Annotated in this window: 6 protein-coding genes; 3 read left to right on the plus strand and 3 right to left on the minus strand. The window is 71.7% G+C overall.

The features are described from left to right. The first annotated feature begins 1 nt into the window (after position 1). Together MN205_RS04955 and MN205_RS21545 are read left to right on the plus strand one after the other, a co-directional pair. Complete coding sequence (locus MN205_RS04955; RefSeq protein WP_242124901.1) at positions 2–1,330, plus strand: UDP-glucose/GDP-mannose dehydrogenase family protein; 1,329 nt, start codon at positions 2–4, stop codon at positions 1,328–1,330. A 180-nt stretch (positions 1,331–1,510) separates the two neighbouring features. Next, a complete protein-coding gene (locus MN205_RS21545) occupies positions 1,511–3,064 on the plus strand; it encodes a NosD domain-containing protein (RefSeq protein ID WP_242124903.1) in 1,554 nt (517 codons plus the stop codon). A 36-nt stretch (positions 3,065–3,100) separates the two neighbouring features. On the opposite strand, the gene MN205_RS21550 is transcribed toward MN205_RS21545, so the two are convergent. From MN205_RS21550 to MN205_RS04975, 3 genes are all read right to left on the minus strand, one after another. Beyond that, positions 3,101–4,144 carry a right-handed parallel beta-helix repeat-containing protein gene (locus MN205_RS21550; protein WP_242124905.1) on the minus strand — a complete coding sequence of 348 codons (1,044 nt, stop codon included), beginning with the start codon at positions 4,142–4,144 and terminating at the stop codon, positions 3,101–3,103. Next, on the minus strand, positions 4,141–5,631 hold the full coding sequence (locus MN205_RS21555) for a nitrous oxide reductase family maturation protein NosD (RefSeq protein WP_242124907.1): 1,491 nt from the start codon (positions 5,629–5,631) through the stop codon (positions 4,141–4,143). The genes MN205_RS21550 and MN205_RS21555 overlap by 4 nt, the downstream gene beginning before the upstream one ends. Before the next feature lie 73 nt (positions 5,632–5,704). Next, positions 5,705–6,853 (minus strand): glycosyltransferase, encoded by a 1,149-nt coding sequence (locus MN205_RS04975; RefSeq protein WP_242124909.1) that lies wholly within the window; start codon positions 6,851–6,853, stop codon positions 5,705–5,707. A gap of 595 nt (positions 6,854–7,448) precedes the next feature. Between MN205_RS04975 and MN205_RS04980 the strand changes: the two genes are divergently transcribed. After that, complete coding sequence (locus tag MN205_RS04980; protein WP_242124901.1) at positions 7,449–8,777, plus strand: UDP-glucose/GDP-mannose dehydrogenase family protein; 1,329 nt, start codon at positions 7,449–7,451, stop codon at positions 8,775–8,777.

Below are 8,777 nucleotides of genomic sequence, written 5' to 3' on the forward strand. Positions count from 1 at the left end.
CATGCGCATGACTGTCATCGGGTGTGGGTACCTGGGCGCCGTGCACGCCGCGTGCATGGCCGAGCTGGGCCACGAGGTGGTCGGCGTGGACGTGGACGCCGAGAAGATCGAGGCGCTGCGCGAAGCGCGCGCACCGTTCTTCGAGCCGGGCCTGCCCGAACTGCTCGAGCGCGCCATGGCCACCGGCCGGCTGCGCTTCACCACCGAGGTCGCCGAGGCCGCCGGCTCCGCGGTGCACTTCGTGTGCGTGGGCACCCCGCAGAAGAAGGGCGAGTTCGCCGCCGACATGCGCTACGTCGACGCCGCCGTCGACGCGCTGGTGCCGCACGTGGGCGACGGCGAGCTCGTGGTGGGCAAGTCCACCGTGCCGGTGGGCACCGCCGCGCGCCTGGCCGCCAAGCTCGCCGAGAAGGCCCCGGGCGCCTCCCTGGCGTGGAACCCGGAGTTCCTGCGCGAGGGCCACGCCGTGGACGACACCCTGCACCCGGACCGCCTGGTCTACGGGGTCCCCCAGGGCCCGGAGTCCGAGACCGGCAAGGCCGCCAGGGCACTGCTGGACGAGGTCTACGCCACCCCCCTGAAGCGCGGCACCCCCACGATCGTGACGGACTACCAGACCGCCGAGCTGGTCAAGGTCGCCGCCAACTCGTTCCTGGCCACGAAGATCTCCTTCATCAACGCCATGGCCGAGCTGTGCGAGAAGGTCAACGCCGACATCACGCAGCTGGCCGACGCCATCGGCCACGACGACCGCATCGGGCGCAAGTTCCTCAACGCCGGCCTGGGCTTCGGCGGCGGCTGCCTGCCCAAGGACATCCGCGCCTTCATGGCCCGCGCCGGCGAGCTGGGCGCGGACCAGACCCTGACGTTCCTGCGCGAGGTCGACTCGATCAACATGCGCCGGCGCATCCGCATGGTCGACCTGGCCCGCGAGGTCTGCGAGGGCTCGCTGATCGGCAAGCGCGTGGCGGTGCTCGGCGCGGCGTTCAAGCCCGACTCCGACGACACCCGCGACTCCCCCGCGCTGAACGTGGCCGCGCAGATCCGCCTGCAAGGCGGTGACGTGGTCCTGACCGACCCGGCCGCGCTGGACAACGCCCGCAAGGCCGTGCCGGACATCTCCTTCGCCCACAACGTCCAGGACGCCGTGCGCGGCGCCGACGTCGTGCTGCTGCTGACGGAGTGGAAGGAGTACCGCGACCTGGACCCGGCCTCGATCTCGCACCTGGTCAAGGAGAAGCGCATCCTCGACGGACGCAACGCCCTGGACCCGGCCCGGTGGCGCTCGGCCGGGTGGACCTACCGCGCCCTGGGACGCCCCCGCGCCTGAACGACCCCACCCCCCGCACCGGTGGCCGAGGCACCCGCCACCGCCTCGAGCGCCGGTGCGGGGGCAGTTCGGCCCCCCGACCTCAAGAGCACCGGCTGACCTCCCGACGTGGAGGGAGCACCCCCGCACCGGGGGTGCCGAGCGCGGCCCCCGCCTCGACCGTCGGGTGGAAGGTCCGCCGTGCTCTCGCGCTCCCCCGGGCACCGCTCCAGGAGGGCGCGTCTCGTCGCCCTCGCCGCGCTCACCGCTTCTGCGACGATCGCGCTGAGCGGGCCGGCGACCGCCACCGCTCCGGTCGCCACCGCTCCGGTCGCCACCGCTCCGGTGACGGTGCACAACGCCTCCTTCGAGGCGGGTGACGCCCTGGAGTGCTGGCAGTCCACGGGTCACGGCTCCGCCGAGGGGAAGGTCCGCAGGACCGGCGACGCGAGGACGGGGCGGGCGGCGGCGAAGCTGACCGTCACGAGGATCTCCTCGGGCAACCGCAAGCTCGTCACCGACCGCCGCGAGGGCTGCGCCCCGGGCGTGACCGGAGGCCTGCGGTACGCGCTCGCACTGCACTACCGCTCGACGGTGCCCGTCAGCCTCGCGGTCTACTACCGCGACGCAGCAGGCACCTGGCGGTGGTGGACGCAGGGGGCGACCTCCCCGGCCAGCGGGAGCTGGCGCGAGCTGACGACGGTGACCGCACCGGTCCCCGCGGGCGCCGACGCGCTCAGCTTCGGCCTCGTCGTGTCCTCGAAGGGGACCGCGTGGGTGGACGACGCCTCCGCGAGCGAAGCGCCCGGCCCACCGGCGACCTCCCCCACCCCCGGCCCGGCCGCCACGACCGCCCGGCTCGTCCGGGTCTCGACCGCCGACGAACTGCACTCCGCTCTCGCGGCGGCCACCCCCGGGACCACCATCAGCATGTCCCCGGGCACGTACCGCGGGCGGTTCGTCCTCTCCCGGTCCGGGACCGGCGGCGCCCCCATCCGCATCACCGGTCCCCGCAGCGCCCGCATCGACGGCGGGTCGGTGTCCTCGGGCTACGCCTTGCACCTGAACGGCGTCCACCACGCCCGGGTCGAGGGCATCTCCATCGGCAACGCCAAGAAGGCCGTCGTCCTCGACTCCTCGAGCGACAACGTCCTCCACGACCTGGACGTGTCCCGGGCCGGCCAGGAACTCGTCCTGCTGCGCAACCTCAGCACGCGCAACGTGGTCTCGAACAGCGAGATCCACGGATCCGGCCTCACGGACCCCGGTTACGGCGAAGGCGTGTACATCGGCCTCGCATCCTCCAACTGGGGGGCGAAGCAGTCGATCACCGCCGGGGAGCCCGACCGGTCCGACCACAACAGCATCGTCGGCAACCACGTGCACGACACGACCGCGGAGTGCGTCGACGTCAAGGAGGGCACCACCGGCGGCCGGATCACCGGCAACCGCTTCGACGGGACCGGCCTGCGCGGAGCCAACCACGCCGACTCGTGGGTGGACGTCAAGGGCGACGGCTGGACCGTCAGCGGCAACACCGGCACCAACGCCGGCCGGGTCCTGCACGACGGCTTCCAGACCCACTCGATCGAGGGGTGGGGGAACCGCAACGTCTTCACCGGCAACACGGCGCACGTGAACGGACCCGGTCACGCCGTCCGGATCGACACGGACGGAACCGGCAACGTCGTCCACGCGGACAACACCGCGACAGGTGCCTCCAGGGGGCTGACCAACGTCAGCACCACCCCCTGACGCGCGGCACCGGCGCCACCACCCCGCACCCGGACGTCAGGTGGGGGTGCACTCCACGTTGGTCACCTGCTCCTCGACGTCCTCGAACTCGTTGGAGCAGGTGACGACGTTGTCCTCACCACCGCGGACGTCGATGCCGTAGCGGCCACCGACCTCACCACCGTTGCCGTCGAAGACGTTGCCGTCCCCCCAGCCGTCGACGACCGACTGGACCTCGAAGCCCGCTCCGGGTGAGGCGTGCCCGCGGTTGCCCTGCACGAGCCAGCGGCTGCCCTTGACGTCGACCCAGGAGTTCGCGTCCCCGGCGAGCGACCCACCGTCGATCACGTTGTCCACGACCACACCGCCCGAGGTGCCCTCCTTGACGTCGACGGCCTCGGAGGTGGTGCCGCTGATGTCGTTGCCCATGATGATGTTGCGGTCGCTGCGGTCGGGCAGGCACTGCGTCTCGACGCACCAGTTGCTCTCCGCGCTGCCGACGTACACGCCCTCGCCGAACTCCGGCACGCGGTTGCCCGTGTCGAAGATGGTGAGGCCGCGGACGACGTTGCCGGAGCTGGCCGCCTTGAGGTGGACCGCCTCGTCCCCGATGTCGTGCACCGTGAGGTCCTGGAGGACGAGCTCGTTGCTCCCCTGCACCATGACCCCCTTCTTGCCGCTGCGCACGGTGAAGCCGACGAGGTTCCAGTTGGAGGCCTCGAGGACGCGCAGGACCGTGCCCTCCGCGGCGCCGCCGGAGTGCAGCACGGAGTCCGGCGACCCGCAGAGCCAGACCGGCTCACCACGCGACCCGGCGGTCGTGATGCGGAACTGACCCTCGTACTCGCCGTCCGCGAGGTGGATGACGTCCCCGGGGCCGGCGGTGGACAGCGCCTCCTGGAGAGCTTCGCTGGTGGCCACCTCCTGCCCGCCCCCGGGGCAGGTCAGGGGGTCGCCCGGCGGCCGCAGACCCGCCGGCCACACCACCCGGTAGAGGTCGCCGGCGGTGTCGTCCGGCTCCGGGCGCGAGGAGCCGGGGATCGAGCAGCCCGAGAGCAGAGCGAGCGCGGCGAGGGCACCGACGGAGCTGCGCCCCCTCACCGCAGGCTCCAGCGACGCACGCGGTGCGTGACGAGCGACGGCGCCTTCGCCAGCGCGATGACGAGCGGGACGCCGAGCACGAGCGACCACAGGAACAGCAACGGGTTCCACCGCAGCGTCAGCTGGACCTTCTGCAGCGGCGACAGGTTCAGCTCGCGCGACACCCCGGCCACGGTCAGCGGGACGCTGTAGCGACCGTAGGTGTTGTCGGAGATGACGGCCGCGTCCGCGCGCCCCACGCCGACGGAGCCCCAGCTGCCGTCGAAGTCGTTGCCGGCCACCTCGACGGTGTCGGCGTTCTCCAGCACGTGCACGCCGTACAGGCGGTTCTCGTGCACGACGTTGTCGGCGACACGGGCCTGGGCGCCGTCCTTGACCCGCACCCCGACGTAGTTGCGTTCGAGGGTGTTGCCCTCCACCAGGTTGCCGACCCCGCCCTCGATGAGGACTCCCGCGCCGTCGTTGTCGCGGGCGACGTTGTCGATGAGCACGTTGTAGTCGGACGTCATCACGTTCGCCTCCGCGTTGGCCGTGGCGACCGACCGCCCGTCGTCGATCATGAACCCGTGCCCCCTGTTGTCGTACGACAGGTTGCCACGCAGGACGTTGCGCACGCAGCCGCGCGAGAAGATGAAGCCGTGGCGGCCGTTGCCGTGAGCGACGTTGCCCTCGACGAGGAAGTCGTTGCTCATGTCGTGGGGGTCGAACCCGTACGCGGCGTTGTCGACGAACTCGTTGCCGACCCACTGCATGCCGACCGCTTCGAAGGTGTAGGCGCCGAACCAGTTGTCGCGGAAGACGGAGTCGACGACCGTGCCTCGCGCGGGCTCGGCCTCGCCACCGCTCGAGGGCGCCGAAGCCCCCCGCCACGCGACGCCCGAGGTCGTGCCCGTGCCGAAGCCCAGGTGCTCCATCTCCACGCCGTCGAGGTGCATCTCACCCCCGATGGTCAGCACGAACGAGCGCCCGTCGTCGAGGTCGGCGTCGGGCGCCCCGGCCTCGGTGTCCCAGGAGGTGACGCGCAGCGGCTCGTCCTCCGAGCCCCGCAGCCGCACGTGACCGTCCCTGCTGATGATCGCCGCCGAGCCCCGCTCGGTGCTCGAGAGCCGCACCTCCGACTGCTCGGCACCGGTGATCTCGAGGGTGGCGCCCTCGGGGACGAAGAGGCCGGCCTCCAGGAGGACGGCGTCCCCGTCGCGCCGGAGCACGGTCGGGAACATCGCGACCAGCTCGGACAGCGTCCAGGCCTGCTCGCGCGGCTGCACCGCCACGACGGGGAGGGTGCCCGGCGGACCCACCAGCACCTGCGGCGCGTCGAGCGTCTTGGTGATCCGCTTGACCTCCAGGCTCCAGTCGAGCTCCCGCTCACGCAGGTCCGCGACGTGGTCGGTCTTCGGCAGCGGGATCGGCGAGTAGTCCTCCGGCTTGGGCGCCTGCGGCGATCCCGTGAAGGTCACCGCCACGACGACCAGGGCCGCCGGGACCACGGACGTGACCGCCAGCCCCGTCAGGAGCCGCCGCCGGCTGACGTGCGACCGGACCCGCCTCCTGGCGGCCTTCCTACTCGGCACGACTCAGCCCCGATCCCGTCTCGGTCGCCGTCAGGTCGATCCGCCTGGTCTGCTGCGGCACGATCTCGCCCTGCCCCGCCACGCGGTCGCCGTCCGTCCGCGTCAGCCACCCCTGCTTGTTCATCGTGAAGAAGGCGGTGAACTTGACCGGCAGCGCGATGAACGCGATGACCAGGGCCATCAGCGGCGCGATGGCCAGGTCGCGGGGGTTCTCCCGCAGGTGGGAGAAGGCGCGGATCGCACGCCCGGCGACGCCCCACGCGACGATGGCGAAGGGGGCGATCCAGCTGCCGCCGACGGCCCACTGGGCGCCGTAGAAGATGGCGGCCCCCATGGTCACCGGCGTCAGGAGGATCTGCATCACGGTGACCTGGGTGATGAACGGCTGGCGCCACAGCCACCCCTGGACCACCGCGGTGAGGTAGCAGCGGTAGGAGTTGCGGCTCCACCGGACGCGCTGCCGCACGAACGCCTTCCACGAGTCCGGGAACATGGAGTCCGCTTCGGCGGTGTCCTGGTGGACGGTCCGGAAACCCTGCGCGAGCACCAGCCACGTGAGGCGGCCGTCGTCACCGGCCACGCACTTGCGTCCGAGGAAGATCTCCTCCTCCAGCGCCGGGATCACCGGCCGCACGGCGGACAGCCGGTACGCGGCCGTGCGCCCCGACAGGCAGGGGACGCCACCGCGGACGGAGGCGGCCGGGACGTAGTCCAGGTAACGAGTGTTGAGCAGCCAGTAAGCAACTCGGCGGCACAGATCGCTGCTGGGCAGGTAGACGTGCTGCCGGGTGCCCACCCCACCGACCTCGGGGTCGACGAAGGGCATCTGCACGTTCGCCAGCAGGCCGGGCCGCCACTCCGTGTCGGAGTCGGCGAAGACGACGATCTCCGACGTCGCAGCGCGCACGCCGACCCCCAGGGCCCCGCGCTTGCCGGAGTGGCGGAAGGGGATGACCTTGACGGCGGGCAGGTCCAGCCGGGCCAGGTGGTCGAGGACCTCGTCGTCGCGGTCGTCGACCACGAGGATGACCTCGGTGGGCTCCTCCCGCAGCCAGGTCCGCAAGCAGCGCTCGAGCACCCGGGCGTCCTCCCGGTAGACCGGGACGACGATCGACGTGGTCGTGCGGAAACCGTTCACGACCGGTGCGTAGCGGTGGTGCGAGACCCACCTCCTGATGAACCAGACCGACCACGAGAGCAGTCCGATGATCCCCAGGGGGATCCAGTGGGACCCTCCCGGTGACAGGGCTAGAGACATGCGGTCATTTCCCCCCGGAGAACGTCGACCGCAGCGCGCGGCAGTGCCGGGGCGTTGCAGGTCGTCGGCGTTCGGACAACACGAATCGGGCCCGGGGTTCGCGGAGAACTCATCACGGGCCGACAGGACCAGCGGCGTGCTGGACGCACCAGCGGATCGATGACGAAGGGTGCACGGACGGTCTGGTCGGAGATGGACACGGAAGCCGCCGCACACCGGGGTGCGTCCCCCTGCCCCGGCAGCCGTAGGGGGTGGATCGTCTCGTCCTGGCCCCGCGGCGATGCTCACCCTAGAGGCAGGTCCGCGGTGTGGTGCAACGACGAACTACCCGCTTCTCCCCTCAGCCGGTGTGACAAGGGACACGTTTGCCACGCGTCGATACTTTGAGTGCTGCGTCAACTACTCCGTGGTGCTCCGAAACTCGATTCGGCCCAGGAGTCGCCTTCCGGAGGCGCGGTGGATAGCTTCTGCGCCCATGCGCATGACTGTCATCGGGTGTGGGTACCTGGGCGCCGTGCACGCCGCGTGCATGGCCGAGCTGGGCCACGAGGTGGTCGGCGTGGACGTGGACGCCGAGAAGATCGAGGCGCTGCGCGAAGCGCGCGCACCGTTCTTCGAGCCGGGCCTGCCCGAACTGCTCGAGCGCGCCATGGCCACCGGCCGGCTGCGCTTCACCACCGAGGTCGCCGAGGCCGCCGGCTCCGCGGTGCACTTCGTGTGCGTGGGCACCCCGCAGAAGAAGGGCGAGTTCGCCGCCGACATGCGCTACGTCGACGCCGCCGTCGACGCGCTGGTGCCGCACGTGGGCGACGGCGAGCTCGTGGTGGGCAAGTCCACCGTGCCGGTGGGCACCGCCGCGCGCCTGGCCGCCAAGCTCGCCGAGAAGGCCCCGGGCGCCTCCCTGGCGTGGAACCCGGAGTTCCTGCGCGAGGGCCACGCCGTGGACGACACCCTGCACCCGGACCGCCTGGTCTACGGGGTCCCCCAGGGCCCGGAGTCCGAGACCGGCAAGGCCGCCAGGGCACTGCTGGACGAGGTCTACGCCACCCCCCTGAAGCGCGGCACCCCCACGATCGTGACGGACTACCAGACCGCCGAGCTGGTCAAGGTCGCCGCCAACTCGTTCCTGGCCACGAAGATCTCCTTCATCAACGCCATGGCCGAGCTGTGCGAGAAGGTCAACGCCGACATCACGCAGCTGGCCGACGCCATCGGCCACGACGACCGCATCGGGCGCAAGTTCCTCAACGCCGGCCTGGGCTTCGGCGGCGGCTGCCTGCCCAAGGACATCCGCGCCTTCATGGCCCGCGCCGGCGAGCTGGGCGCGGACCAGACCCTGACGTTCCTGCGCGAGGTCGACTCGATCAACATGCGCCGGCGCATCCGCATGGTCGACCTGGCCCGCGAGGTCTGCGAGGGCTCGCTGATCGGCAAGCGCGTGGCGGTGCTCGGCGCGGCGTTCAAGCCCGACTCCGACGACACCCGCGACTCCCCCGCGCTGAACGTGGCCGCGCAGATCCGCCTGCAAGGCGGTGACGTGGTCCTGACCGACCCGGCCGCGCTGGACAACGCCCGCAAGGCCGTGCCGGACATCTCCTTCGCCCACAACGTCCAGGACGCCGTGCGCGGCGCCGACGTCGTGCTGCTGCTGACGGAGTGGAAGGAGTACCGCGACCTGGACCCGGCCTCGATCTCGCACCTGGTCAAGGAGAAGCGCATCCTCGACGGACGCAACGCCCTGGACCCGGCCCGGTGGCGCTCGGCCGGGTGGACCTACCGCGCCCTGGGACGCCCCCGCGCCTGA

The organism is Kineococcus sp. TRM81007 (assembly GCF_022669155.1).
In the GTDB taxonomy this organism is placed as follows: Bacteria; Actinomycetota; Actinomycetes; order Actinomycetales; family Kineococcaceae; genus Kineococcus.

Excerpts from the sequence above, each read along its gene's own strand:
- MN205_RS04955 (WP_242124901.1), top strand. The coding sequence starts at position 2 with ATGCGCATGACTGTCATCGGGTGTGGGTACCTGGGCGCCGTGCACGCC.
- MN205_RS04980 (WP_242124901.1), top strand. The coding sequence starts at position 7,449 with ATGCGCATGACTGTCATCGGGTGTGGGTACCTGGGCGCCGTGCACGCC.